Source organism: Nocardia panacis, from assembly GCF_003598715.1.
In the GTDB taxonomy this organism is placed as follows: Bacteria; Actinomycetota; Actinomycetes; order Mycobacteriales; family Mycobacteriaceae; genus Nocardia; species Nocardia panacis.
This window is the reverse complement of sequence record NZ_QZFU01000029.1, coordinates 74,187-100,587: the sequence shown is the minus strand read 5'-3', so window position 1 is coordinate 100,587 and position 26,401 is coordinate 74,187. Positions and strand designations below refer to the sequence as shown.

Here is a 26,401-nt window from a genome sequence, read left to right as displayed (position 1 = left end):
GCGGTCCTTCGCGAAATCGTCTGGGAGGCTGGTTGTTCGGCGGTCAGGCGCGGGTCGGTGCGAGGGCGGCGAGCGCCGTGAGCGCGCCGCGCCACAGTTCGGCGATCCGGTCCACCTCGGCGGCGGTCAGCATGGCGTCGCTCCAGCGCAGCAGGGTCACCAACTGCGGTCCGTCCGCGCCGCCACGCACACCGGCTATCACATCCATCGCGTAGCGCAGTGGAAAATCCGGTTCCGGCGCGGTCGGCAGATGCCGGAAGAGATCGAAATCGGTCAACGGCGACCAGGGGCGGTGCGCGCCCGCCAGATCGAGACGGCCGAGGTAGTCGAACAGCACCTGGGGTTGCGGTGCGTCGGCGAGTTCTCGGATGTCGTCCAGGTAGCGCAACACGCCATAGTCGAGGCCGTTATTGGGGATACTCGCCAGCTCGGCCGCAATGGCCTCTCGAAGCCGGGCGGCAAGTTCCGGATTCTCCCGTGCCGCCGCGACATCCACTGTGCTGTCGGATCCGAACCGGGCCGGGTAGATGCTGGTGAACCAACCGAGGGTCCTGGTGGTGTCGATATCCGGCCCGAGCGCTTCGTCCTCGCGGCCGTGGCCCTCGATGGCGAGATACGCACCGGCGCTGGGATCCTCGCCGCGCTCGCGGCGCCAACTCGCCAGTGCCAGGGTCAATGCGGTGAGCAGCGTTGTCCGCGTCTCCGATTCGGTGAGCAGTGCGGCGGTCAGTTCGGAATCCAACTCCACCGGGTGCACCTGATAGGAGGCCCAGGTGTCCTTGGTCGGATCGGGTCGACGCGCGCCCAACACCGGATCCGGGGCGGCGGACTGTCGTATCCAGTGCTCCCGCTGCGAAACCACCTCGGGCAGGTGCGCGCGTTCGCGCATCCGGGCCGCCCAGGTTCGATATCCGGTGTACTCGGCGGACGGAATCAGCTCGGGCGCGGTAGAACTCACCCCTGCTGGCTCTGGCAGATGCGAACTTGCCTCCGCCAGATCCAGCAGTGCCGTACTCGCCTCCGCTCGCTCCGGCAGTGCCGAACTCGCCTCCGCCCGCTCCGGCAGTGCCGAACTCGCCTCCGCCCGCTCCGGTAGATCCGAGCTTGCCTCCGCCAGCCCCGGCAAGGTCGAATTCGCCCTGGCCGGCGCGAGCGATGCCGAATTCACCTCGGTCAGTTGGGACCAGGCGGTGGCCAAGTCCGCGCACACGATATGCCAGGACACCGGGTCGACGGCCAGATGGTGAATGTGCAGGAGCAGTAGATCCGGCGCGTCGGCGCGAGCTACCCATACGGCGCGAACCAGATCGCCCGAGAAGGCGTCGATTTCGGCCGCGACGCGATCGGCGGCGTTGCGCAGGGTCGCGCCGAGGTCGGGCCCGGCGGCGGCCTCGGTCAGGATGTCACTCGCCCGAATCACGCCCGGCGCCCTGGTTATCACGTCGTAACCCGTTGCGGTGGCGACGAATCGAGCCCGCAGCAGGTCGTGACCGTCCAGCAGCGACTGCAAGACGGCCGCCAAACGCGGGCGGTCGATGCCGTCGGGCAGTTCGAGCAGGGTGCTCAGCGCGAGCCGTCGATAGCCGCCGTACTCGTACATCCACGACAGGACGGGAACCGCGCCGACCGAGCCGTAGCCGTCGGAGGTCGCGACTCGGTCCGCGCCCGCGCCCGCATCGATCGCGGCCGCCAGCTCCCGAATCGTGGTGGCGGCCAACACCATGCGCGGTGTCGCCGCAAGATTCCGCTGCCGCAGCGCGTTCACCAGAGCGATGGCCGCGATACTGTCCAGACCCAAAGCGATCAGGTCGGCGTCGACGCCGGGTTCGGACGCACCGGTCAACTCGGCCACCGCCGCGCACAGCCCGCGCTCGGTGGGTGTGGTCGGTGTCGCGGCGGTGCCGCTCGCCAAGGCGGCGACGGCCAGGTCTTGGAGACGTCGGGTATCGAGTTTGCCGTTACCGGTCACCGGAAGCGCGTCGATCGCGTTGATGCGGTGCGGAATCATATAGCCCGGCAGCCGATCCGCCAGGCGGGCGCGCAGATCCGTTGCCACCGTGCCGACCACGAACGCGACCAGCACCGGTCCGCTCGGGCGACGCACCACCAGCACCGCGGTCTCGCGGACACCGGGCAGCGCCCGCAGCGCGGTCTCGATCTCTCCGATCTCGATGCGGTAGCCGCGAATCTTCACTTGGTCATCGGCGCGACCGAGGTAGCCGTAGCCGCCGGAAGCCAAGCGGCGCACCAGGTCTCCGGTGCGGTACATGCGCATGCCGGGTCGACGCGGATCGGCGACGAACCGGTCGGCGCTGACGCCGGGCTTGCCCACGTATCCGCGCGCCAATTGCGCACCGGCAAGATACAGCTCGCCCACCACGCCGTCCGGCACCGGCCGCAGGCGCGAGTCCAGGACGTATCCGGCGGTTCCCGTGTTCGGGGTGCCGATGGTGGGTGCGGCCGTCGGATCGGTGACGGCGGCGACGACCGCTTCCACCGTGGTCTCGGTGGGGCCGTAGCAGTTGAATACCGCAGTATTCGGCAGCGCGCACAACTGCCGCCACAGCGGGATGCCGATCGCCTCGCCGCCGAGGGCGAGCACCGCGAGCGGGCAGTCCTGCTCGCCGAGTCCCGCCGCCGAGAGCTGGGCGAACATGGACGGGGTCGTGTCGATCATATCGATACCGCGCCCGGCGATTCCGGCCACGAGTCCGCGGGCGTCGCGCATGGTCTCGGCGTCGAACAGGTGGATGGCGTGGCCATCGAACAGGCCGATCATTGGCTGCCACGACGCGTCGAAACTCAGCGACCAGGCGTGCGCGATGCGCAGCGGGCGACCAAGTTTCGTGACGGCAAGCCGATAGACCCTGTCGCGGTGATCGGCGAAATAGGAGGCCAAGGCGGTATGCGTGCCCATTACCCCCTTGGGCTCGCCGGTGGAACCGGAAGTGAAGATCAGATAGGCGCAGGAGTCCGGTGCCACGTGGATCGGCGCGGAAAGCGTTGCGGCCTTTCCGATCTCCGAGACGGAGGCCACCGGGACCGCTCCGGCTGCTTCGAAATCGCCGTCCGTCAGTATGATTCGCGGATTCGACTGGCGCAGAATCGAAGCGATGCGCGCGTCGGGCAAGGACAGGTCGATGGGTACATAGGCCGCGCCCGCCGACAGCACGCCCAGGATCGCGACGACCGATCGGGCCGAACGCGGAAGCGCCAACGCCACGGTGTCTTCCGCACCGATGCCGCAGGCGCGCAGCCCGGCCGCGACCCGCAGCGCCGCGTCGGAAAGTTCCCGGTAGCTGAAGGTTTCGTCCTCGGTGGTGAGGGCGCATGCGTCGGGGGTCGCCGCGGCTTGACGGGCGAAGAGTTCCGCGACCGTCACACCCGCGACATCCGACGCGACCGACGCGGGCAGCCGTGGACGTTCGTCGGGCAACAGCACATCCAGCGATTCCTGGTCCACCGCACCAGATTCCGGTAGCTGTCGCAATACCGCCACCAGCCGATCGCCCAGATCGGCCGCCGACAGCTCGCCGAGCGCTGCCGTCACGGCTTCGACCACCACGGCCAGCTCACCATTGAGGAGATAGGAGACCACCGCGAGCGGGTAGTGGGTCAGGCTCTCCGAGGCGGTGGGACGGAAGCTGGTGCCGTCGGCGGTCGTGATCTCCTGCAGCACATCGGCCACGGGCGCGTTCTCGTAGACGAACAGCGTGTCGAAGAGATTGCCGCGACCGGCCGCGCGCTGGATCGCGGACAGGCTCAGGTAGCCGATATCGCGCATTCTCGCCGAGGTGCGCTGCAATCGAGCGCATGCCTGCGCGATCGGTTCACCGTCGAACTCCGCCAGCGGAATTCGCACCGGCACCGTATTGATGAACAGACCGATCATCGTCTCGACGCCCGCCAGTTCATCCGGGCGGCCGGAGACCGTGGTGCCGAAGACGATATCGCGGCGATCGGTCAGCCTGCTCAACACGACCGCCCAGGCGAACTGCACCACGGTATTCATGGTCAGCCCGTTGGCCCGCGCCCACCTCTGGAGCCGCTCGGTCTCCGCGACGCCGACAGTGTGGGTGTGGATATCGGGGACCGCGGTGTTGATCGCGCCTTCGGCACGGTCGGCGAGAATCAGCGGCTCCGCCTCGCCCAGGTAGTCCACCCAATCACCCAGGGCCGCAGTGTTGTCGCGGCTCGCCAACCACCCGATGTAGTCGCGATACGGGCGCGGGTCGGGCAGGGCTGCCGCCGAGCCGCCCGCCTCGTAGACGGCGAACAGTTCGCGGAAGAAGACACCCAGCGACCAGCCGTCCATCAGGATGTGGTGGGCGGTGACGATCATGCGCCGCGCTGCCGTGTCGCTCTCGCAGAGCCGCACCAACACCACCCGCAGCGCGGGACCGCGCGACAGATCAAAGCCGAAGCGCGCCTCCGAAGCCACGATCGCCTCGAATTCCGCGCTGTCGGCAGTTGTTTCGAACCAGGGCAGCTCAACCGCCGCGGGCACGATCTGCACCGGCTTGGGCAGGTCCCGATCCCAGAACGCGGCACGCAGATTGGCATGGCGCGCCAGGATGGTCTCCACGCTGCGGCGCAGCAGGGCGGTGTCCACCGGACCCGCGACCTCGAGGACGAACTGCATGTTGTACAGATCGTCCGCGCCCGCCAGCCGGGCCAGCGAGAACAGTCCCTCCTGCAACGGGCTCAGCGCGAGCACGTCCTCGATCTCCGGCCGCGTGGTCTGCGACATCGACTTCGACTCCCTCACTTCGTTCCCGACATCAGCACGACCACGTCATCGAGCGACGCCCCGCCCAGAATCGCCGCCACCGGCAGTTCCCGATCCAATTCGGCCTCGAGTCGCTTACTCAGATCCAGCGCCTGCAACGAATCCATCCCGAGCGATACCAGTGGCACCGACCCATCGATGGACTCCGCGCCATCGGCCAAAATGACTCGGTGCAATTCCCGGCGAATTCGTTCGGGCAGACTCAGTTCGGCCCGCGCGGAGGTGGAATCGCCTGGTTTCCGGGAACTGCCGGATGTCGATGCGGCCATTGCGTCGGGCTCAGCACGCTCAACCGGCGCGACGCCCATGCGGCGACCAATCGGTGCGCCACCGCCGACCGAACCGGATGCGGTGTCCGCGCCGAGGTTCTCGAGCGTCTGCGCGAAAACCGCTCCCAAACCGACTGTTTCGGCGACCGAATGCAGTCGCGCCCAATCCGCGGACAGCACAAGGCTGTTCGTCGAGCCACTGGCGAGACCGGTGGCGACGGCGGTTCCGGGATCCATCGGTAGCAGCCCGGAGCCCTCGATACGGGCGATCACGGCCGCATCCGCTTGGGCAGGCAGTTCCCAAAGACCCCATTGCACCGAAGCACAGTCGCGACCAGCCGCGCGCAACCGAGCCGCCACCGCGTCCAGCATGCGATTCGCCCCGGCATACAGGCCCTGCCCCCAACCACCGAGGGTCGCGGCGAACGACGAACACAGCAGCACCCGCGCCGTGTCGGTCATCGGCACGGCATCGAGCACCCGCCCCAGTCCGAGCACCTTCGCGCCGACCGAGGCCGCGATCGCCGCCGCATCCGAATCCGTTGCCGCCGAATAGGTGTAGTCGACAGCCGCGTGCACCAGCAGCGTGACCGGCCGGCCCGCGTAGCGCGCCGACAGGTCGGCGACCGCGCCCGCATCGGCGATATCGCAAGCGATCACCTCGATCTCGGCCGTGCCCAGCGCGCGAAGAGTGCGCAATCGAGCGGCGAGTTCCGGTGTCTCACCGCGACGATTCACCAGCGTGATCCGCCGTGCGCCACCGTGCGCCAACTCCGTGCAGAACTCCAGCCCTACCTGACCGGTCCCGCCGAGCAGCAGCACCTCGGTCGCGTCGACGCTCGGGGTGTCCGCAGCCGACGCACCCACGACTGCCAACCGCTTCACATGCAGCTTGCCGTCCCGCACCGCGAGCTCCGGCTCATCGGGCAGGTGCACGGCTTCCAATACACGGTCGGCAGCGGATCTCGCTGCTCCAGTATTGGACAGATCAAGATGACGGAACCTGATGCCCAGGTGTTCCAAGGCGACACATCGGAAGGCGGCGGCCGCCGCAGCCGCCGAGGATGCGGGAACTTCGTTGTCCAGCACTGCTTCCGCCCCCAAGGTGACAAGCCAGCACTCGGTGATGCCGGGCTGTAGCGCCGCGAGCCAGGACATATTCGAAGCGAAGTCGGCGAATTCGCCCACGACGTCGATATCGTCCCCGGCACTGCTCGCAGGCAGCAGCACCACCACGGTATCCGCCGGAAAGCCGGCTCCGGTGGCGACAGATCCGTTGTCCCACAGGGAAACCGATGCACCGAAACGCGAGGCGCGATCGATCAGGGCCGCACTCATCTCCGCACAGCGCCCGTCGCGGTCGACCACCGCGACGGTGCGCGGAGCGGTCATGGTCCGACGAGCCAGACGCGGCCAAGTCTCGACCAACCGGGCTGGAGCAAGGCGAGCCGGTTCCGGGGCGATCGGTGAACTCGTGGGTCCCGCCCAGAGCCGCTTCGGATTCATCCGGGTATGCGGGAAATTCGGCAGCGGCGGTGTCGAACGAGTATCGCCGGTGCACAGCGCATCCCATGGATAGTGCTGGTCGGTGGTCGCGACAGCGGCCAGGCTGCGGGTGAATTCGGTGAGGTCGGTGGCGGTCCGGCGGGAGGTGCCGAGGACTTGGAAATCGCGCGGACCCGCAGGATCTTCGGGAACCATGGTGAGGTTCTCCTGCACCGCGAGTTGCAGGGTGGGATGTTCGGCGACCTCGATGAAGGTATCCACGTCGGCGGTGGCCGCGACTATCGCCCGGTCGAAGCGGACCCGGTTGCGCAGATTCCAGTACCAATACGCGCGGTGGCTCAAATCGGTGGTGATGGCCGCGCCGAGAGTCGCGCCGTAGCAGGGGATCTCGCCGGCGGTGAAAGTCTGCGAACTCATCTCGTCGCCGAGCATCCGCTCGAAGTCCTCGCGCAGTTCGGCCACGATGGAGGTGTGCGCCGGGTAGGCGACGCGGATCTCCTTGGCGAAGGTGCCGCGTGCGGTGGCTTGGGCGACCAGATCGATGATCGTCGCGCGGTCACCGGAGACGGCCAGGATATGCGGGGCATTGATGACCGAGAGTTCGGCCCATCCCGAATGTCGGGCGAGCAGTTGTTCGCATTCGTCGCGATCGGTGCCGAGCACGGCCATCGAGTAGCCGCGCGGCGCGATCCGCTCGACCAACCGCGCCCGATGGGTCACCGCCAGCACAGCATCGCGGCGGGTCATCACCGCGGAAACCGCCGCGGCGGCGAGTTCGCCCTGACTGTGGCCGACGGTGGCGCGCGGGCGCACGCCGAACGCCTGCCACATGGCGGCGAGTCCGGCCATGTGGAACATCAAGGCAGGCTGCACTTCCCAGACCGCGTCCTCGTATTCGCCTTCATCGCCCAGTAGGTAGTGCAGCGGTTTGGCATGTCCGAAGCGGTCGACGTGGATGGCGGTGCAGGCGTCCACCTCGACCTGATAGTCCACGGACAGTTCGTAATACAGCCGACCCATGCCCGGCCGCTGACTGCCCTGTCCGGGGAAGACGAATCCGGTCCGGCGCGGCGCGGCCGTCCCGACCACCACCGCCGGATGGATATCGTCCTCGGCGATGGCTTTCAGCGCCGCGCGCAGTTCGGCGCCGGTGCGCACCATCGCCAGTGCCCGCCGTCTGCGGGCGACCCTGGTGCGAAAGAGCATGTCCGCCACCCGATCCGGCGCGGTGTCCGGATATCGGTCGAGGTAGGAGAGCAGCGCGGTGGCCTCCGCGCGCAGTCCGGGCGCGGTATCGGAGGACACCAGGACGGGGATGGTCCCGTCGGGCATGCGGTGCTCAGACATCGGCTTCCTCCTGCGCGGGCATGGCCAGGACGGCGTGCGCGTTGGTGCCCGCGACGCCGAACGAGGAGACGGCTCCGTAGCGCATCCCGTCGCGAGCCGCCCACGGTGTGGCTTCGGTGGCGAGGCGCAGTTGGGTTCGGGTCCAGTCGAGAGCGGCCGTCGGCTCGTCCGCGTGCAGGGTCGGCGCGATCCGCCCGTGCGCCCCGCACAGCAGCAGTTTGATCAGTCCGAGCATGCCCGCCGCCGCCTGGGCGTGGCCGAGATTGGTTTTGACCGAACCCAATCGGGTCTCGGAGGTCCCGTAGGTGGCCGACAGCGCCGCCAACTCCAGCGGATCGCCGACGGGCGTCCCCGTGCCGTGTCCCTCGATCAGATCGACCCATTCGGCCGGAATGCCTGCCGCCGCGATCGTCTTGCGCACCAGGGTTTCCTGCGCTCGCGCGCTGGGCACGGCGATGGGCGCGCCCTTGCCATTGTGATTGATTCCGGTGGCGAGGACCCGCCCGTAGATCCGGTGCCCCAAGGCGCGGGCGCGGGATTCGCGTTCCACCACGACGACACCCGCGCCCTCGCCCCAGACGGTTCCGGTCGCGGCGGCGGAGTAGGCGCGCAGATGTCCGTCGACCGCCAGCGCGTTGTTCTTGGCGAATTCGAAAAAGGCGGCGGGCGAACCCATTACGCACACCCCGCCCGCGAGCGCCCATTCGCACTCCTCGGCGCGGACCGCCGCCGCCGCTTGGTGCAGCGCCGTCAGTGCGGAGGCGCACGCGGTGTCCACGCTCACCGACGGACCGATCAGCCCCAGCGCGTGCGAGATGCGCCCGGCGACCGCACCCAACGCGGTGCCGACCACGCGATATCCGCTGTATTCGTTGACCTCCGCCGCGCGCGGCCCGTACTCGCTGAACGAGACCCCCATGAAGCAGCCGACCTCGGCGCCCTCGAGCGCGCCGGGGTTGAGACCCGCGTGTTCGATGGCTCGCCAGGCCACCCGCAGCGCGACCCGCTGCTGCGGATCCATCGCGATGGCCTCGCGCGGTGTGATGCCGAAGAATTGCGGATCGAATTCCGTTGCGTCGGTGAGAAATCCACCGGAATCGGGCACCCGCCCCCAACCCTCGGTCCGGTGCAGCGAAAACAGTTGCGCGAGCGGCCATTCCCGATCCCGAGGAAAGGGTCCGAGCAATTCCCGACCCGCGTCCAGCGCCGAGAAGAATTGATCGAGTTCTTCGATACCCCCTGGCGCCTCGACCGCCATACCTGCGATCACGATGTGGTCCTCGTCCCCTGAATTGTGCTGTGTCATCGCAGGTGCCTATCGAGCCGAATGAACGTCGTCGGCAAGCAGTTCCGCGATCCCAGCGACATGATCGTTGAGGTAGAAATGTCCGCCGTCGAAAAGGGTGACGGCGATTTCCTGTTCGCTGTGCGCGGACCATTCCCGAAGGTGGTGCGCGGTGACATGCTCATCGTCCGCACCGCCCATGATGCGCATGCGCGCGGCGACGCGCACGTCCCGGCCGCAACGGTAGGCGTCGAACGCGGCGTAGTCGGCCTTGAGCGCGGGCAGCGTCATCCGCATGATCTCCCGGTTGGCCAGCACCTCCGCACCGGTGCCATTGAGGGCGCCGAGGTGGTCGAGCAGGGCCTCGTCCTCGGTGGGGTGCGCGGGCATCCGCGCCACCAGGTGCGGCGCGACCGCACCTGAGGCGGCCAGCAGTCGCACCGCCAGGCCCGAAGCCTCGGCCTGACGCACGAATTCGAATCCGGTCATCGCGCCCATGCTGTGACCGAAGACCGTAATCGGCCCGCCCCGATGGTATTCCGATTCGAGAAAGGCATTCAGCGCGCCGGCCGCCAATTCGGCCAGTTCGCGCGCGGCAGGCTCTGCGGCCCGATCCTGCCTGCCCGGATACTGCAGGACGAGCACCTCGAAATTCGCGCTGAGCGCCTTGGAGAAGTTTCGATAGGCCGATGCACCGCTGCCCGCGTGCGGGAAAATCAGCAGAGTCGGCGCGGCCCCGGCATTCGGCTGATGGAATCTGCGAATCCAGCCAAGGGTTTTCGGCATTGCACGAACTCCTGCTCACGATCTTGCTGAGTTGGCCGGTTCCGCGTCTGGATCGAGCGGGACGAGCACGCTAACCTGAGCGACGTTAGCATAGGGTTACCTTACTAAGGTAAGCCAAGGCATAAGATACGAACGGAGTCACACGCCGATGTCAGAGACCGCGACGCCGTATGTCCTCGCCCGCGAACTGATCGACGCTCCGGCGGCGATTCGACGCGGTCCGGCACCGACATCGCCCCGCTTCGACGCGCCGTTCACCCTGCGCGCGGCCGATCCCGAAGGCGCGGATCCGGATCTGCTGGCGGAGTGGATGCGCCGCCCCCACCTGCTGCAAACCTGGGAGCAGGCGTGGACGGCCGAGCGCCGCCGCCTGGACTGGCGCGCGCAGCTCGCCGGAACCTATTCCCGCCCTTATATTCTCGTGCTCGATTTCGCCGCCGTCGGACAACCGGAACTCGGCCGCCGCGATATCGCCTATGTCGAGCTGTATCGGCCCGGCAAGGACGAGGTCGGCCGCCTGTACGCGGCGGACCCGTACGATATGGGATTCCATATCGCCACCGCCGATCCCGCGCTGCTCGGTCGCGGACTCGTATCCGGCTGGATCGGCCAATTGGCGACCGCCGTCTTCGCGGCCGAACCCGAATGTCGGCGCATCATCTGCGATCCGGACCATCGCAACGCACCCATGCGCCGGGCGCTGGCCAAGAACGGCTATCGCGAACTGGGTCTGTTCGATGTGCGACCGGACCGCAGAATCGCGCTGTGCGAACTGAATCGCGCTTGATCCCCTTGAATAAAACCGGGCCGGTGCGTGATTCGCACCGGCCCTACCGGTTACCGCACCCGGACCCCCGCGCGCCGCGCTTCGGCCCGCGGGCGGGCCTGTTCCGGCCGCAACACCCGATCCGAGAGTTCGCCCAGGCAGCTGAGATTCGGGAATCCCGGCCCCTGCGCCAGTGCCGCCAGGTTGGGCAGATAGAGCTTGGCGTCCATCCCCGAGACCGCGAGGTCGTATCCGATCGACGCCTCGATCCGGGGCTGGGTCAGCTGGCCGCCGACGGCCAACTCCAGCTGATCCGCCGCATCGGTGTCGAACAGTTCGAGGAACCACAGCGGTCGACCACCCGTGGCATCGATCACCAGATCGAAGGCGTGCACCTGATCCGGCCGCAGCTCATTGCGCAGCGTCAGCGCGACCGCGCCGTCCTGCTCCGCCACCCGCACGACCCGACCCTGCATATGGTGCACCCGATTGTCGCCGAGCAGACTCTCCTGCACTCGCACCGAGAACACCCCGCGATCGGTGCGCCGGATGACATCGCGCCGCTCCTCGACGCTGAGCGCCGCCCACTTGACCGGATCACTGAAAAGCGAGTTCTCGAAGTAGCTTTCGCCTCGGGTGTAGAGAGTTGCCATCGGTGAGATGACCGAGATGGACAGCATCTCGTGGCGCACCAGCTCATCCAACGCCGACCCGGCCGTCTCGCCGCCGCCGATCACCGCGACCCGCGAGGCGACCGGCAGGTCGCGCTTGCCCGCCAGCTCCCAGAATTCCGAAATGCTCAGCACCCGTGGATGTTTGGCCAATGCCTTGGTGCTGCGGCCCGGACCGGTGAACATCAGCCCGTCGGCCGCGACACCGTGCTCCGCGCCGTCCGCGCCGCGCGCGGTGAGCCGCCAGCCATCGCCCGCGGCGACGGAAGTTACTGTGCCGAAGACGATCTCGAGTTCGATTCGGTGCGCCACCCACTGGAGATACTTGGCCCACACATGATGTTGTGGACTCGGGCGGCCGCGGTCGATCCACTCGGCGTAGGTGCCGCGCTCGATCAGGAAGGCTGTCCAACCATAGGCGGTCATCGACTCATTGATGGCCTTACTGTGGCCACGCGCCCAGGTGGACCGATAGGGGAAGCCGATATCCTTCTCCGGGCTGGTGCCGAGTCGATGCTGTCCGTCGGTCCAGCCGCCGCTGGGCAGCCAGTTGCCGCCGACGGTGTGCGCCTCGACCACCACCACCCGTGGCGCGGGCAGCCCGACCTCACGCAGCACATGCGCCTTCGCCGCTACCGCAAGCGCTTTGGGGCCTGCGCCGACCACCGCAAGTGTTTCCACCGAATCTCCCAGCCTCGTGCGTCCACTCTCCCGTGGACCGATCCACCCCACTATGTTTGCATAGGCTTACCTTACATTGTCTACAGTAAGTGCAGCACACCTTCGGCAAACGATGGGATAGACCATGACGAGAACACGAAAGACCCTGGGCGCATTGGCCGTCGCGCTCGCGACCGTGGCCGGAGTCGCCGGCGGCGCGGCCTTGGCGAGCGCCACGCCGATCACCGCACCCGCGCACACCAACGCTCCGGGTACCGGCGAACTACGGGCGAAGATGGCCGTGGCCTTCAATGCCGGTGCCGCGCGCGCGGATCGGGCCAATGAGCTCGAACCCGGCGAGGCGGGTCTGCCCGCCTTCGACCGGGCCGCCGCGCTCATCGCCATCGCCCCGTCGAGCTGGCGCTGGGATATCACCGGACCGGTCACCGCGGACGGCGACCGACTCAATGCCACCCTCTACACCGCCACCGACGGTTACGACCCGTGGACCTTCGACATGTCGTGGAAGCGCATCGACGGCACCTGGAAGCTGAGCCGCGAATCCGTCTGCACGCTGGCCGGTTTCGTCGGCGCACCCTGCCCATAGGAACCCCGGGATGGTGGCCCCCGCAGCGGAGGCCACCATCGGTGACGCAGACCACATGGCTCGCAGGTAAATTTAGGCTAACCTTACTCGCATGGGTAAGGGATTCAGCGGAGTGCTCGTAAAGGCCTGGGGCGGCGAAGACTATCTGCTCACCGTCACTTCGACGGAGCAGATCTCCGATCACTACATTCGGCTCGGCTTCAGCGCGGGCGGGCTACTGACCAAACATCCGGTGCACCCCACGCAGTGGGTGCGCTGCTGGATTCCCGATCTCCAGAGCGAGAAACTGCATCACCGCGCCTACACCCTGGTCGATCCGGATCCGGCGGGCGACAAGTTCTCCATCGAATTCGTCATGCACAACGGCCCCACCTCGCGCTGGGCCAAGCAGGCCGCGGTCGGCGACGAACTCGGCGTCTCGGTTCTCGGCTCGGATTTCCGACTGCCCGAGACCACGCCGAGCGAATACCTCATCTTCGGCGATACCGCCTCGCTGCCCGCGATCAACTCGCTGCTGGACGCGATCGGCGACACCCCGGCCCGCGTCTGGCTGGAATGGCAGCACGAATCGGATGCCGAACTGCCCGTGCGCAATAAGCCGCACCACGAACTCACCTGGCTCGAGCGCGTCGACGACGGCCGCCTCATGCGCGAGCAGGCCGAGCGGATCACCTGCGCCACAGACGCTTTCGCCTGGATCGCCTGCTGTGGGCAGACCACCCGCTCGATCGTGAAGACCTGCAGGGGCAAGCACGCACTACCGAAGACGGCCATCAAGTCCCAGGCCTACTGGAAGTAGCGCACACCTGCCTTCAACACCATCTTCAGGTACCTTTCGGGATGGGCCAGCACGGTGACGTCCGCGAGCGGATCACCGTCCACGACAAGAAGATCCGCGTACGCGCCGGGCGCGACCACGCCGATCCGGCCCTCCAACTCCACCATTCGCGCCGCCACCGTGGTGGCGGAGCGGATGATATCGATGGCAGGCTGCACTTCGGCGCGAATGGCGAACTCCAGGGCCTGATGCCGGTGCATACCGCCGAGTAGATCGGTGCCGAGGACGATATCGACGCCCGCGCGATGCGCCAGTTCCAGCGCGCGCAGTCCGTGATCGAGCACATCGGCGACCTTGCGATGGTTGTCGGCGGGCAGATCGTAGGCCAGACCCTCGTCGGCCAGCATGCGATAGGTCACCAGGGTCGGCACATAGAAAGCGCTGTGCCGCTTGAACAATTCGATACTCGTCTCGTCGAGCAGGTTGCCGTGTTCGATGGTGCGCACACCGCATTCGAGCCCGCGGTTGATGGCGCGGGCGGTGTAGGCGTGTCCGGCGACGTATCGGTTGGCGGCCTCCGCCTCCTCGACCGCCGCTCGGATCTCGTCCAGTGACAACTGGGTGGAATCCACGCGGTCGGTCGGCGAGGCGACCCCGCCGGACAGCATGAGTTTGAGGTGATGCGCTCCGGTGCGCAGGATTTCGCGACAGGCGCGGCGCATCTGGTCCACGCCGTCGACCACTACTCCGGCGTCGGGACAGTGCGGATGGGTATCGGCGACGAGTTGGCCGCGATGGCGCATATCACCGTGCCCGCCGGTCTGCGAAAGAGCCTTGCCGCCGAACAACACTCGCGGACCGGGGAAGTACCCCTCGTCGACGGCATCGGCCAATCCGTATTCCGCGCCGGCCATATCGCGCACTGTGGTGAAGCCGCGCCCCAGCATCTCGCGCAGGATCCGCGCGGAGCGCGCGGCGACATAGGTCGGTGACCATTGCGCCTGCGCGGGTAGATCAGCGGTGCAGGCGGTGGCATGCACATGGCCGTCGATGAGGCCGGGCAGTACGGTGCGACCCTCGACGTCGAGGATCGCGCTCTCCGACAGCGCCCGCACCTCGGGTCCCACCTCGGCGATCGTGTCGCCGACCACGAGAATGCGCGCACCATCGAGGTATTCGCCGCGCGGCACGTCGAGCACCCTGGCATTGGTGATCAGAGTGCTGGTTTGTTCATCGGTCACGACAACTCCTCCAATTCGACAACGGTGGCATTCGGGCTGGTGCGAATATGTGGCGGTAGCCGCCGCCACGGCAGGTCGGCGGGATCGGCCGCCACCGGGTCCCAGATGGCGGCCAGCGCCCCCGACTCCCCCGCCGCCAGCAGCGCGCGAAGCATCCCGGTGGTTCGGGCATCACCGCCCGCACCGGGGTTGTCCTGGGTATCGGCGATGACCACCGGAAGCGTCACGCCCGAAGCCAATGCACCGGCCGCGGCTACCGCCGTATCGGGTGCGAGCACCTCGATCCGCCAATCCGGCTCGCGTCGAACGATATTCGCGTGCAGCGCGGCCACCGCCTCTTCGACCACAGCCGCATCCTCGCCGAAACCCCAGACCACCGGGCCGCATTCGGGAAAATCGGTCGCGGGGAAGCCCGCCGCGAAAGACAGACACACTCCCCCGCGTTCCAATTCGCCGAGTTCCCGATACACCAGCCCGGCGGGTTCGATGTGGTGCAGCCGCTGTTGATCGGAATGAGAAAGGGAATCCGCTTGTAGCGCACATGCAGTCGTTCGCCCGCGACGACCCGCAGCAGCAGATCCGCTGCCTTCGCACCGATCTCGGCCATATCGACATGCGGATAGGTGCGCAGACCCACCGCGGCGAGCATGCGTTCGGTGATATTCGCGTGCAGATCCGGCACCCGCACCCACTTGTTCGGCGGAATGGTGTGGCGACTCGGCGTGCTCAACGGCGCAGGCCGAGCGCCTCCGCACACCCCTCGGCCCACTGATGTGCGCGGCGGTGGCGGGTTCGGCGAATCTGGTGCTCATTGTCAACCTGCACTCCTTCGAACATCTGGAGGAGGTGCTGATCCGAATCGCCGCGAACTTCCCGACGGTCACGGTGACCGAGCGGCGCTTGGTGCTGCGCCAGGTGAAAATCTACGGCCGATTGGTCGACGCGGAGGGTCGCTCCGTCGGCATCGTCCCTCCTGATCCGTGGGCCGTTCCGACAGGATCTAAGGTCGATGGCGATGAGACGTAGGCAGAAGCCGCCGCTGCCGAAGCGGCACGGATTGGATCCGGCCCGACTCCGGCTACCGGAGGACGGGACCTGGTCCACCATTCGCGACCACCTGGTGCAGCGGCTGCCGCGCGTGGCGCCGGGTCGCATCGATGAACTGCTGGCGGGCGGCGGCATCGTCGATCTGGACGGACCCATCGCACCCGACGCGCCGTATGTGCCCGGCGGGGCGGTCTGGTTCCATCGCGACCTGCCGCAGGAAAAGCCGGTGCCCTTCGACCTCGTCGTCGTCCACCGCGACGAAACCCTGCTCGTGGTGGACAAACCCCACTTCCTGGCGACCATCCCGCGCGGAGCGCACATCCTGGAGACGGCGCTGGTGCGGTTGCGCCGCGACCTCGACCTACCCGACCTGATCCCCGCCCACCGACTGGATCGGGCCACCGCAGGGCTGCTGCTGTTCGTAATCGATCCCGCGCGACGCGGGGCCTATCAGACCATGTTCCAGCGCCGCCGCGTGCACAAGGAATACCAGGCCATCGCCCCATTCGATCCCGCGCTGGGACTACCACGCACCCTGCGCAGCCGGATCATCAAGGAGAAGCATGTGCTCGCCGCACAGGAGGTGCCCGGCGAACCCAATGCCGAAACCGAGGTCGACCTGCTCGAACACCGCGACGGACGCGGACGCTACCGACTACGACCGCACACCGGACGCACCCACCAACTCCGACTGCATATGAACAGCCTCGGCATCCCGATCCTCGGCGACGACTTCTATCCGGAGCTGACCGACAAACCGGTCGACGACTACACCCGGCCACTCCAACTACTCGCCACCACACTCGAATTCACCGATCCGGTGACGCACGAACCGCGTCGTTTCGAAACCACCCGCACCTTGCGGGCGTGGTCCGACTACGAAGGTTGGGTCAACGGGACCGAATCTTCCTCCGACTCGGGATAGACCTCCCGGCTCACGCACGCCACCGAATCCCGCCACCACCGTCCGTACACTGGGCCGGGTGCTCGACAACGCCCAGCCCGCTCCGCGCCACCGGGTGCACGCCTATATCGATGTCGCGGTGGTCGTCGTCGTGCTGGCGGGCACCAATCTGATCGCCCACTTCACCACCCCGTGGGCCGGTATCGTCACCGTGCCGGTGGCGGCCGCGGTGCTGCTGGCGCTGGTGCGCAGGCGCGGACTCGGCTGGGCCGAACTCGGACTCTCACCCCGACACTGGCGGCGCGGCACGCTCTACGCGCTGGCGGCCGTGGGAGTCGTCCTCGCGGTCGTGGCCATCGGCGCGGCACTCCCGCTCACCCGCCCATTCTTCCTGGCCGATCGCTATGCCACCATCTCCGGCGCGCTCATCGCCTCGATGATCGTCATCCCCTTGCAGACCGCCATCCCGGAGGAACTGGCCTTCCGCGGCGTCCTGCACGGCACCCTCGACCGGGTATACGGGGCGCGCGGCGTCTTCGCGGCCGGATCGCTGCTGTTCGGGCTCTGGCATATCGCGTCATCGCTCGGGCTGACCAGCTCCAATCGCGGACTCAGCGGATTCCTCGGCGGCGGAGTGCTCGGACAGGTCGCCGGTATCGCGCTGGCCGTGGCGGCCACCGCGCTCGCAGGCGCGGTCTTCACCTGGTTGCGCAGGCGCAGCGGGAGCCTGCTCGCGCCCATCGCGCTGCACTGGTCCGTGAACGGGGCCGGGGCACTGGCGGCGGCCATCGTGTGGCACACCACATTTTCCTGACCCCGCGCGATCATCGGGAACACTGGGTCGGGTGCGTGTGGGAATCAGGGCCTGCCTGGTCGTATTGTCACTGCTCGGGCTGACCGTGCCGGGCGTCGCCGCGGCCGGAACCGACCCGCGCGGCCTCGATCCGGCAGCGGTGGACCGATTCATCGAGGACTACCGCGCGCACACCGGACTTCCCGGCGTCACCGTCGCCATCACCAAGGGACGCGAAGTGGTGCACACCGCCGGATACGGGCACGACTCCAGCGGAGCCGCCCTCACCGCGCACACCCGGATGCCCATCGCCTCGCTGAGCAAATCCTTCACCGCACTCGGCCTCCTGCAACTCGTCGAGGCCGGACGGGTGGAGTTGGACGCCCCGGTGCGGCGCTACCTGCCCGAATTCCACACCGCCGATTCGCGCGGCGAGCGCATTACCGTACGTCAACTGCTGAATCAGACCTCCGGTATGGCCGACACCGCCTACCCCGACCTGCGCATGCCGCAGGCACACGATCTCACCGGCGCCGTCGAACGGCTCGGCGAGGCCCGCCTTGCCGACGATCCCGGCACCCGATTCCACTATCACAATCCGAATTATCAAGTGGCAGCACGCATTATCGAGGTCGTCTCCGGAATTCCCTATGCGCAGTATCTGCGTGAACGGGTACTGACACCGCTCGGGATGCGCGACACCGATACGGTGAATACCGCTGCCGACGCGAAAGATGTTGCGCACGGTTACATTCGAGTATTCGGACTACCCGTCGCGGAACCGGAGCCGGACTGGTTCGTCGGCGGCAGCCACGGCATGATCACCACCGCCGCCGACATCGCGCAATGGCTCATCGCCCAAAACAATGGCGGCACAGCACAAAATGGCACGAGCGTGCTCTCCCCCACCTCGATCGAGCTGACCCACAAGCCCTCCGAACGCGAAGACTACGGAATGGGTTGGTGGCAGGGGAAATCCGACGATGCGGTGCGGATCTACCACACTGGCGACTGGTTCACCTACACCGCCGAGCAGATCCTGCTCCCCGAATCCGGTTACGGGATAGCGATTCTCGCCGATACCGGACTCGCCGTCGAAGGGGATGTGTCGGTCCTGGCCAACGGATTGGTGGCACTCGCACAAGGTCACGAACCCACCGTGCGATATCCGGGCGGGGTGTACGCGGACTGGGTGCTTGCGGCGCTGAGCCTCGGCGGCGTAGCGGCGGGGGGATTCGCCATTGTTCGGTCGCGACGCTGGGCGCAACGACGAAAAGGTGAGCACACCTGGCGCACTATCGCTCGGTTCGTCCCCTATCTCGCACCCGCGGCGATTCTGGCGCTGCTGCCGCAATTGGCGGGATACGTCTTCGCCGGGCGCGCCGGGAACTTCATCCATGTGATGTATGTGTGGCCCGCGCTTGTTATTTCGCTCGGCGTCGGGACGATCACCGGGCTGGCGGTCGTTATCGCGCGCGGCATTCGCTTGGCGACGCGCCGATCGGCGGAGTGACACCTACCGCCAATCCGCGCCGGACGGCCTGTCCGCATTGACCAAAGGCGGGCGTCGGATTAACCTCACTTCGATCACACATATGTTCGAGTCATGTGGTAGCTCCGCTTCGGTTGGAGTCGATTCCGGTTGAGTCGATTCCGGTTGAGTCGGCTGCGGTTGAGTCGGCTGCGGTTGGGAGTCGACTGCGGTTGGAGTCGCTCCGGTTTGGAGTCGACTGCGGTTGGTACCGACTGCGGTTGGTACCGACTGCGGTTGGAGTCGACCGCGACACCTCAACTGCGATAGCTCGACTGCGGTGGAATACGACTGCGGTGGAAGTCAACTGAAGTGGGATCCGACCGCGGTGGGATCCGATCCCGGCACCTGCTCCAGGGAAGGCACGCGATGGTGGACCGACACGCGCCCGACGATTCCGACGAGATCGCCGTACTCGCGCGGCGGGTCGCCCTCGCCAAGGGGAAGCTGCCGCTGCAACATGAAGCGGCGCTGGTCGAGGTGCTGTCGGAGGCCGAACTCACCGCCGAACGCGAACTCGCGCAGTGGGTTCGGGCCAAGCGGCGCGGTCAGCGGCGGCGCGCCGTCCGCGCGGAACTGGCCACCGAGCGACGCGACAGGCGCAGCGCGATCGGTCTCCGGCGCGCCGCCGAGGCCGACGCCCACTGGCACCGCCGCGCCCTCGCCGCCCGCCGCCGCGCCGCCAGCCAGGACGCCCGCCTGGCCCAACTCTATCGCCGGGCCGAATGGTCCTCGCGGGCACTCATCGCCGTCGTGGTGCTCGGAATGATCTGGGCCGGAGTCAATGTCCAGCACAATCTGGTCCCCAGCGGCAATTTGGCCGACCCGCTCTACTGGCTCAGCTACGGCATCGAAGCGATGATCTCCATCCCGATCATCACCATCATGGTCGCGGCCACCACCGCGGCCCGCTGGGGCCGCGAACTCGACCGAGGCAAGGTCGTCCTCTTCGAGGCCGCCCTCCTCGGCACCACCATCGCCCTCAACGCCGGACCACATCTCGCGGCGGGTGAACTCGGCCGCGCCGCCGAATACGCCATCGCCCCCACCATGGTCGGGGTGGTCATCTGGTTGCACGCCTGGGTCTCCGCCCGCTACGCCCTTCTCATCGACGGGGCGAGCCTTCCCGAATCACCTGTCGGCCATCACCTTTCCGACACCGATCCCCGCCCCCACCACATCGCCACTGAGCGCGGAGCCCCCATTCCCCACACCGAAACCCCTGACGACCCGCGCGGACTCCCCGCCGCCGAAACCCACCCCCAATTCCCCATCCCCCAGGTCGAACTCGCCCCATACCTTCCCGAAACTCCTCTCCACAACTTCACCCACTGGCCGTCCGCCCGCATAGACCACACCGAAACCCTCCTCTACCACGCCCAAAGCACCACCCACCCCGAACCACCCCACGCCGCACCACAGATGGCGTCCGGAGCACACCACAGCCACGCTGCAGCACCCACCACCGACGACAGCACCGTCCTGCACTTCGGCGGCCAACACCCGGCACTCACGGTCGATCCGCTTCCCGCGAAACACACCGCAGATCAGGGTAAGTCGCATCGTCCGGCCTCAGCATTCACAGCCGCCAACATGCCGAGGGCAGACCAAGCAGCGAATCGCGCCGCCCATCTCGAACGCACCGAACCGCATATCCCCGACGCGCCGCGCCCGGAGCATCCCACCGTCCAGGGCCTTCCCGGCCCGTCCGAATCGCAGACTCCAGGGTCAACCGATGCGGAATCCACCTCCAAGTCCGCGTTCGACGCGGCCAACCAGGTAGTGCGGATCGCCGAACGGTTTGCAGACCGGGACGCTGCAGCGGCTTTGCCGCAGCGAATGCGCGCGGTCACAGCAAGCGAACGTATGGCACACAACGGCTCCGATGGATCCGCGGCAGTTCCAGAACGCACATCGGCAGCCGCTGTCGACAGGAAAACCCCAGCCCGCCCGGTCGCCGCATCCAACGCGAAAGACGGTGCGCTCGAGGCGAATACCGTCGACAAGACGACAAATCGACCCAGCCCGGCACCGGGCGAAAATGCGGCGGGCAGCACCGAGAACCGAACAATTCCCCGGCCCGATGTCACCCGGCCCAATTCAACCCCCGGCACCCCTGACACCCCGGACGCTGGCCATACCACCGGCATCGGCAACCTGGCACCCGCGTCGAATAGCGATCGCCCTGGCTCGGCTACCGCAGGCTGGGCCATACCTCGCGATGAGCAGAGTTCCGACGCGACAGCCGAAGCCGCCGAGGCGAGCGCCGCCGGCTCCCGTACTCCTGCGCCGAATACCGATCACCCGATCGGTGCTCCGAATCGCGGCGGGCGGCGTTCCGAGGTCGCGCCCGAAGCCGCCGAGCCGGTGGCGGATTCGCGCGCCACGGCGCGAAAGAAGCGTTCGGCCAGAAGTTCGACGTCCGCCGCTGAGCCTTCGGAGCCTGCTATAGGAGCCGGGACCGATTCCGATTCCGGTCAACTGGACCTGCTGGCGGCCGACGCTCCGGCCCGCACCGAAAAACGCAGGCGCACAAGGAGAACTGCCGCCGCCGAGCCGGCGACGGCACAGGCACCCAAGCCGGCTCCCGCACCCATCGCACCCAGCGAACCGCCGAACGCCGCCGAGGTGATCCGCGCTGCGGTCGAATCGATCTCACCCGAGGAACTGGCCGCCGATGCGGCAATGATCGAAGCCGAAAGCGATGATGCCGGGATCTGGGCGGTGGCGCGCACGATTGTGGCGCGCAGGCTGTCGGATACGCCGGTGGAGCAGTTGGCCGAAATCCTCACCCTCGCGGATCAGTGCTGGACCCCGACAAGTATCGCCGCCGAGGTGGGCCTGCAGCGCTCGGCCATCGCCCAGATCCTGGAATGTGCGCGAAAAGTGCGCCGCCCCTACGCGATCAGCGGGTAGACCCGCATCCGGTGACGCTTGCCAACCGACCGCTCGTTGCCGAAGAAGATAGTTCCCACCACATGTCTACCGGCGCATGACATCGGGTGTCAGTACCTTGCCCCGCAATCGCGGGCGGCGGTACAGTCTGCGCAACATTATGGGGGCTTTCCCTCCAGCCGTGTACCGATACAGGGGCGTGTGAAGGGGTACGAATGCCTGGTAGGGCTAAGGCGGTACGGGCCATCGTGTTCGCGGCTGCGGCGAGCGTCGCTGTCGCGGGGTGTAGTGGTGGGAGTGATGGTTCATCGTCGGGTGGGCAGAAACAACAGTCCCTGGCGGCCGATGTCCCGAAAGGGTTCGACCCGTGCAAAGACATCCCTAAAAGCTTGATGGATTCCGAAGGATTCATCGCCACCAGCAGGAAGGACACCGATGGCGGTGGCGGAATCATGTGGCGAGGCTGCGGGTGGGTAAACCGTCGCGAGTACACGGTGAGCATTACAACCACGAACATCACCCTGGAAAGGGTGCGCGCGAAGGGCTTTCGCGATCCGCAGGAGTTCATGATCGGCAGTCGACACGCAATGACGACGCGGCAATTCGGTGACCATCCAGCTTGCGTCGCCGATGCGGAGATGAAGGAAGGGAGCCTGGAAATTCTGCTCGATAACCCCCCGGACTCAGAAACCCCGTCCAGTGATTCGTGTGAGTTGGCGCGGTCATTGTTGGAGAAGATCGCCCCCCTTATACCGGCCAATGCATGAGCACGGGTTGGAGATCGAATGCAATGGAGGATGGGAATGGATCAGCACTTCGATTTGATAGCCGAAGCTAAAACCGGTGCACTGACACTAAGAATGAGCCCGGAAGATTTCGCTCGGATCGACCACGAATGCGTACTGTTCGTAAAAGAGGTGATTCGCGACGTACAGAACGACATGATCGAGATCTCCAAAATTGAAAAGTGGGGGTTCGGCGACCACCCAGATTCGATGCTCACCTCCGCACCTACCATGGCGAGGAGATTCAGAGAGAAAGCGATGGGGCAGCCCGATGGAAACGACTTCTACACGATACTGAGCGCGCATAAACGCACGGTCGACAGCATTCGCCAACTGTTCGCGGCCATGCGTGACCGCTACATCGCGCATGACGAAGACTTCGCAACGCGATTCAAAGCCGAATCGGAGAGACTCGGCAATCCGGCGTAGCCACCGATACCAGCAATTATTCACCGAGCGGGACCACCATTGGCTCGGGTTCGACGGGAGACTGAACGGGCTCAGTCCCCACCACCGCAACTGCTGCAACTGGATCCGGAGTCGCTGGAGCCGCCCGAATCGCTGAAACCTCCCGAATCACCGGAGCCGCCGGAGTCACCGAGATCGCCGGAGGCCAGGTCGACGAGCCCTGACACCGCATCGGCTCCGGAGTCACCGGAATAGCCCTCCCCCGAACTCCATCGGCGTTCGGTGGCCCGATCCTGCACACCCACCGCCCGCTTGATCGCATATCCGACAAACAAGAAGACGCCGACTATCAGAGTCAGCACCACGAAAATCCCCACGCTCGAACCATATTCCCCGCGTCGCGACATCTCAATCCCCGAATTCCACCATCGGAAGACGATCGACGCGAAGGCGGCGCGGCCGGGAGATTTCCCGACCGCGCCGCCCGATCGCTACCGCGCCATCAGTACCGCCCACCCCCGACGGGTGTGGGATCCCGCTGCTCGAAAGTGGCGTATCGAGCCCGCGTATCCCGCTGGGCGGTCCGATCACCATGTCCCGGCCACCACGCTCGATGCCCGAGCAGCGCCGTCACCGCGGGGGTGAAGAACATGGCCATGACGAAGGCCGCGATGGCGATACCCAGCGAGATGGCGAACCCCATGGAGGAGATCACGTCATTGCCCGCCAGCATCATGGAGGCGAAGGTGCCCGCCAGGATGACACCCGCCGCCGCGATGGTCGGCCCGGTATGGCGAACCGCCTGCGCCGCCGCCTCTTTCGGATCCCGGCCCGCCCGCGCCTCCTCGCGGAGCCGGGCGACCATCAGGATGTTGTAGTCGGTGCCGAGCGCGACCACGAACAGGTACATGAACACCGGCAGCGTGAAAATCAACCCGCTGTGCCCTTGCAGATGCTGGAAGACGAGCACCGACGCGCCGAGCGTCGCCCCGAAGCCGAGGAAGACCGAGGCCATCAGATACCAGGGCGCGACGACGCTGCGCAGCAGCAGGGCGAGCACCAGCATGATCAGCACGGCCGCGACGGGGAACACCACCGAGTAGTCGTGAGCCATCGCATCCTCGAAATCCACGAAGACGGCGGTCATTCCGCCGACAGCCGCGGTGGCGCCCTGTGGTGCGGCGGCATGGGCGGCATCGCGCAGCGGACCGCGCACCGTGGCCAGCGCGGCATCGGACTCCGGCGCGTCGGACAGCGTGACCTGGAAGTCGGCGCTGATCCCGTCCGTCGACACTCGAGGCGGCGCGACCTGTCCGACACCGGGCGCCGCGGCCAGCGCGTCCCGGAAGGCGCCGAGTCGGTCGGCGGGCAGCGGCCCGGCGGTCGAGTGCAGCAGCACATCGGAGGGCTGGGTCGCGCCTGCGGGCATACCCTTCACCAGTTCTTTGCTCCAGACCACGGATTCGGCTGCGGACGAGGTGGATCCGGAGGTGAGGTCGAAAGTCGGATGGAAGCCGAAGGCAAAGATCCCGAATGCCACCAGCAGTCCGCCCGACACCGCCGCGAAGGTGCGCGGCCGCCGTCCAAGGGCCGCGCCGATCGCGCCGAAGAAGGCGCCCTTCGGCTCCACCCGCCACGCCTTCGACGGCCAGAACACCTTCGCACCCAGCAGCGACACGATCGCGGGCACCAGCGTCAGACCGGCGGCCAGCGCCACCGCGACCGCGATGGCCAGCGCCGGACCCATGGCCCGGAACATCCCGAGCGTGGACAGCACCAGCGCCAGGAAGGCGATGATCACCGCGGCCGCCGCCGAGACGATCGGCTCACCGACCCGCCGCACGGCCTCGACCATGGCCGTCTTCGCGTCGTCACCGGCGCGCAGCCGCTCTCGATAGCGGAACATCAGGAACAGGATGTAGTCGGTGCCGACGCCGTAGAGCACGACCAGGAGAATCGTCGTCACCGAACTGTCGACCTGGAGGTCGAATGCCTCGGCGGCCATGGCGATCAGTCCGTTGACGACTACCGACACCCCGCCGAGCACGACGATCGGCAGCAAGGCGAGAACCGGACTGCGGAAGATGATGAGCAGCAGCAGCACGATCAGCAGCACGGTCGCGATGCCGACGATGGCCAAACCCTTCGAGGTGGATTCCTGCTGGTCCAGCAATTGCGCCGCCTGACCGGTGATACCCGCCTTCAGACCGGTGTCACCGAGCGCGTCGGGCAGGGCCGAGCGCAGTGCCGTGACCGCATCGGTCTGAGCCGTATCGGTTTGGCTCGTCATCTTGGTCATCTGGACCGCGATGAGCTGGACCAGCCGGTTCTCGGCGGGTGGCGCCACCTGAATCCCGGTGACATCGGTGATCTTTCGATCACCGAGTCGAGCGCCGACGGCGGCCACCGAATCCGCGTCCGCCTCGCTCATCGGCGCGCCGTCGGCCCGCTCCAGCACGATCAGCGCGGCGGGCGGCGCGCTGTCCGGAAATGCCTTCTGCTGCATGTCGATCGCCCGCACGGATTCGTAATGCGCGGGCAGAAACTGGGATTGGTCGGTGGTCGATTGGAGTTGCGGGGCGGTCGTCAGTACGGCGATGGCGACCAGCACCCACAGGGCGACCACCTTCCACGGGTGGTGCACGACGAGGCGTCCGAGTCGGGCGAACATGTCGGGAGGTCCTTTCCGGATCCGAATCGCGTTCGGACGGCTCAGATTTCGAGGTCCAGCGTGCCGTGGTCGTTCGCCACGTCGACGACGGTGCGGTAGATGCGCTCGGGGACGCGGCCGTGCAGGTCCTCGACGCTGTCGAAGATCTCGATGGTGTAGTCGCCCCAACCCTGGTGTCCGGCACCGGTTCCCAGCAGGTCCGACCAGGTGCTCCAGCGCTGCCAGTCCACCGACCGGGTGATTTCGCGCCACTGCGCCTCTTGCCGGTGCACGACGAATTTGCCCTTGCGGCTCACGTATACCCGCACCACGTCGAGGCCGAGCTTGGAGTACTGGCGCGCCTCACCGATCAGTCGGCCGTCGAATCGCTGCCTGCGGCCGCCGCCGGGGCCGACCCGGAGCACGATCTCGTGGAATTCGCCGGCGCCCGCCAACTCGAGTTCGGTGGACGGCGCCGCTTCGGTGGTGTTCGGATCGATGGTCACGATCCCCTCCTTAAATAAGTAAATGCGCATGCGTATATACGATTTGCCATCAGGTTCCCCGCCCGGCACATGCGGTGTGGACTTGCTCATTCGACCCATCGGGGTCGGGCGGCGATTCCGCCTGCGCCCACTATAAGTAGATGTATACGTATAACGCAAGGGCTGGGCGCACTGCAC

At 67.0% G+C, this 26,401-nt stretch carries 20 protein-coding genes and 1 pseudogene; 10 read left to right on the top strand and 11 right to left on the bottom strand.

Annotated elements, in window-relative coordinates; translation table 11 throughout:
* Positions 1-43: 43 nt before the first annotated feature.
* Genes D5S18_RS22980 through D5S18_RS22965 form a run of 4 tightly spaced genes read right to left on the bottom strand, consistent with a single transcriptional unit; the run spans position 44 to position 9,982 of the window.
* On the bottom strand, positions 44-4,750 hold the full coding sequence (locus D5S18_RS22980) for a non-ribosomal peptide synthetase (RefSeq protein ID WP_120043153.1): 4,707 nt from the start codon (positions 4,748-4,750) through the stop codon (positions 44-46).
* Positions 4,751-4,764: 14 nt separating this feature from the next.
* Positions 4,765-7,911, bottom strand: a complete 3,147-nt coding sequence (gene nbtC, locus D5S18_RS22975) for a nocobactin polyketide synthase NbtC (RefSeq protein ID WP_120043152.1) — start codon at positions 7,909-7,911, stop codon at positions 4,765-4,767.
* Positions 7,904-9,217: a beta-ketoacyl [acyl carrier protein] synthase domain-containing protein gene (locus D5S18_RS22970; protein ID WP_120043151.1), complete on the bottom strand. Its 1,314-nt coding sequence runs from the start codon at positions 9,215-9,217 to the stop codon at positions 7,904-7,906. Before D5S18_RS22970 ends, nbtC begins: the two co-directional genes overlap by 8 nt.
* A 9-nt stretch (positions 9,218-9,226) precedes the next feature.
* Positions 9,227-9,982, bottom strand: coding sequence for a thioesterase II family protein (locus D5S18_RS22965; RefSeq protein ID WP_120043150.1), 756 nt, complete (start codon positions 9,980-9,982; stop codon positions 9,227-9,229).
* 148 nt (positions 9,983-10,130) lie between these two features.
* Between D5S18_RS22965 and D5S18_RS22960 the strand changes: the two genes are divergently transcribed.
* Positions 10,131-10,769 (top strand): GNAT family N-acetyltransferase, encoded by a 639-nt coding sequence (locus D5S18_RS22960; protein ID WP_120043149.1) that lies wholly within the window; start codon positions 10,131-10,133, stop codon positions 10,767-10,769.
* 50 nt (positions 10,770-10,819) lie between these two features.
* Here D5S18_RS22960 and D5S18_RS22955 read toward each other — a convergent pair whose 3' ends face one another.
* Positions 10,820-12,100: a SidA/IucD/PvdA family monooxygenase gene (locus tag D5S18_RS22955; protein WP_120043148.1), complete on the bottom strand. Its 1,281-nt coding sequence runs from the start codon at positions 12,098-12,100 to the stop codon at positions 10,820-10,822.
* A gap of 124 nt (positions 12,101-12,224) precedes the next feature.
* On the opposite strand from D5S18_RS22955, the gene D5S18_RS22950 reads away from it, so the two are divergent.
* Both D5S18_RS22950 and D5S18_RS22945 read left to right on the top strand, forming a co-directional pair.
* On the top strand, positions 12,225-12,686 hold the full coding sequence (locus D5S18_RS22950; RefSeq protein ID WP_120043147.1) for an MTB12 C-terminal domain-containing protein: 462 nt from the start codon (positions 12,225-12,227) through the stop codon (positions 12,684-12,686).
* 91 nt (positions 12,687-12,777) lie between these two features.
* Positions 12,778-13,485 carry a siderophore-interacting protein gene (locus D5S18_RS22945; protein ID WP_120043146.1) on the top strand — a complete coding sequence of 236 codons (708 nt, stop codon included), beginning with the start codon at positions 12,778-12,780 and terminating at the stop codon, positions 13,483-13,485.
* Here the strand turns inward: D5S18_RS22945 and D5S18_RS22940 are convergent.
* From D5S18_RS22940 to D5S18_RS35430, 3 genes and pseudogenes are all read right to left on the bottom strand, one after another.
* The gene (locus tag D5S18_RS22940; protein ID WP_120043145.1) at positions 13,473-14,705 is read right to left on the bottom strand and encodes a metal-dependent hydrolase family protein; all 1,233 of its coding nucleotides are present in this window, start codon (positions 14,703-14,705) and stop codon (positions 13,473-13,475) included. The two genes, D5S18_RS22945 and D5S18_RS22940, sit on opposite strands and share 13 nt — an antisense overlap.
* Complete coding sequence (locus D5S18_RS35435) at positions 14,702-14,920, bottom strand: MlrC C-terminal domain-containing protein (RefSeq protein ID WP_282434874.1); 219 nt, start codon at positions 14,918-14,920, stop codon at positions 14,702-14,704. Before D5S18_RS35435 ends, D5S18_RS22940 begins: the two co-directional genes overlap by 4 nt.
* 90 nt (positions 14,921-15,010) lie before the next feature.
* A pseudogene (locus D5S18_RS35430) lies at positions 15,011-15,354 on the bottom strand (M81 family metallopeptidase); the annotation flags it as partial.
* Positions 15,355-15,488: 134 nt separating this feature from the next.
* Here D5S18_RS35430 and D5S18_RS22930 point away from each other — a divergent pair.
* From D5S18_RS22930 to D5S18_RS22895, 7 genes are all read left to right on the top strand, one after another.
* Positions 15,489-15,731: a hypothetical protein gene (locus D5S18_RS22930; RefSeq protein WP_147404093.1), complete on the top strand. Its 243-nt coding sequence runs from the start codon at positions 15,489-15,491 to the stop codon at positions 15,729-15,731.
* On the top strand, positions 15,721-16,677 hold the full coding sequence (locus tag D5S18_RS22925) for an RluA family pseudouridine synthase (RefSeq protein WP_120043470.1): 957 nt from the start codon (positions 15,721-15,723) through the stop codon (positions 16,675-16,677). Before D5S18_RS22930 ends, D5S18_RS22925 begins: the two co-directional genes overlap by 11 nt.
* 58 nt (positions 16,678-16,735) lie before the next feature.
* The gene (locus D5S18_RS22920; protein WP_239003949.1) at positions 16,736-17,470 is read left to right on the top strand and encodes a CPBP family intramembrane glutamic endopeptidase; all 735 of its coding nucleotides are present in this window, start codon (positions 16,736-16,738) and stop codon (positions 17,468-17,470) included.
* Positions 17,471-17,501: 31 nt separating this feature from the next.
* Positions 17,502-18,962, top strand: a complete 1,461-nt coding sequence (locus D5S18_RS22915) for a serine hydrolase domain-containing protein (protein WP_158607938.1) — start codon at positions 17,502-17,504, stop codon at positions 18,960-18,962.
* Between the two features lie 387 nt (positions 18,963-19,349).
* Positions 19,350-21,896 carry a hypothetical protein gene (locus D5S18_RS22905; RefSeq protein WP_158607937.1) on the top strand — a complete coding sequence of 849 codons (2,547 nt, stop codon included), beginning with the start codon at positions 19,350-19,352 and terminating at the stop codon, positions 21,894-21,896.
* A gap of 227 nt (positions 21,897-22,123) precedes the next feature.
* The gene (locus tag D5S18_RS22900; protein WP_158607936.1) at positions 22,124-22,642 is read left to right on the top strand and encodes a DUF3558 domain-containing protein; all 519 of its coding nucleotides are present in this window, start codon (positions 22,124-22,126) and stop codon (positions 22,640-22,642) included.
* Between the two features lie 36 nt (positions 22,643-22,678).
* On the top strand, positions 22,679-23,089 hold the full coding sequence (locus tag D5S18_RS22895; protein ID WP_120043139.1) for a hypothetical protein: 411 nt from the start codon (positions 22,679-22,681) through the stop codon (positions 23,087-23,089).
* 71 nt (positions 23,090-23,160) lie between these two features.
* Here the strand turns inward: D5S18_RS22895 and D5S18_RS35425 are convergent, their stop codons facing one another.
* The 3 genes from D5S18_RS35425 to D5S18_RS22880 all read right to left on the bottom strand — a co-directional run bounded on the left by D5S18_RS35425 (position 23,161) and on the right by D5S18_RS22880 (position 26,224).
* Entirely contained in the window at positions 23,161-23,445 is a 285-nt protein-coding gene (locus D5S18_RS35425) for a hypothetical protein (protein WP_203236882.1), read from the bottom strand.
* A 125-nt stretch (positions 23,446-23,570) separates the two neighbouring features.
* On the bottom strand, positions 23,571-25,739 hold the full coding sequence (locus tag D5S18_RS22885; RefSeq protein ID WP_120043138.1) for an MMPL family transporter: 2,169 nt from the start codon (positions 25,737-25,739) through the stop codon (positions 23,571-23,573).
* Positions 25,740-25,780: 41 nt separating this feature from the next.
* A complete protein-coding gene (locus tag D5S18_RS22880) occupies positions 25,781-26,224 on the bottom strand; it encodes an EXLDI protein (RefSeq protein ID WP_158607935.1) in 444 nt (147 codons plus the stop codon).
* Positions 26,225-26,401 lie beyond the last annotated feature (177 nt).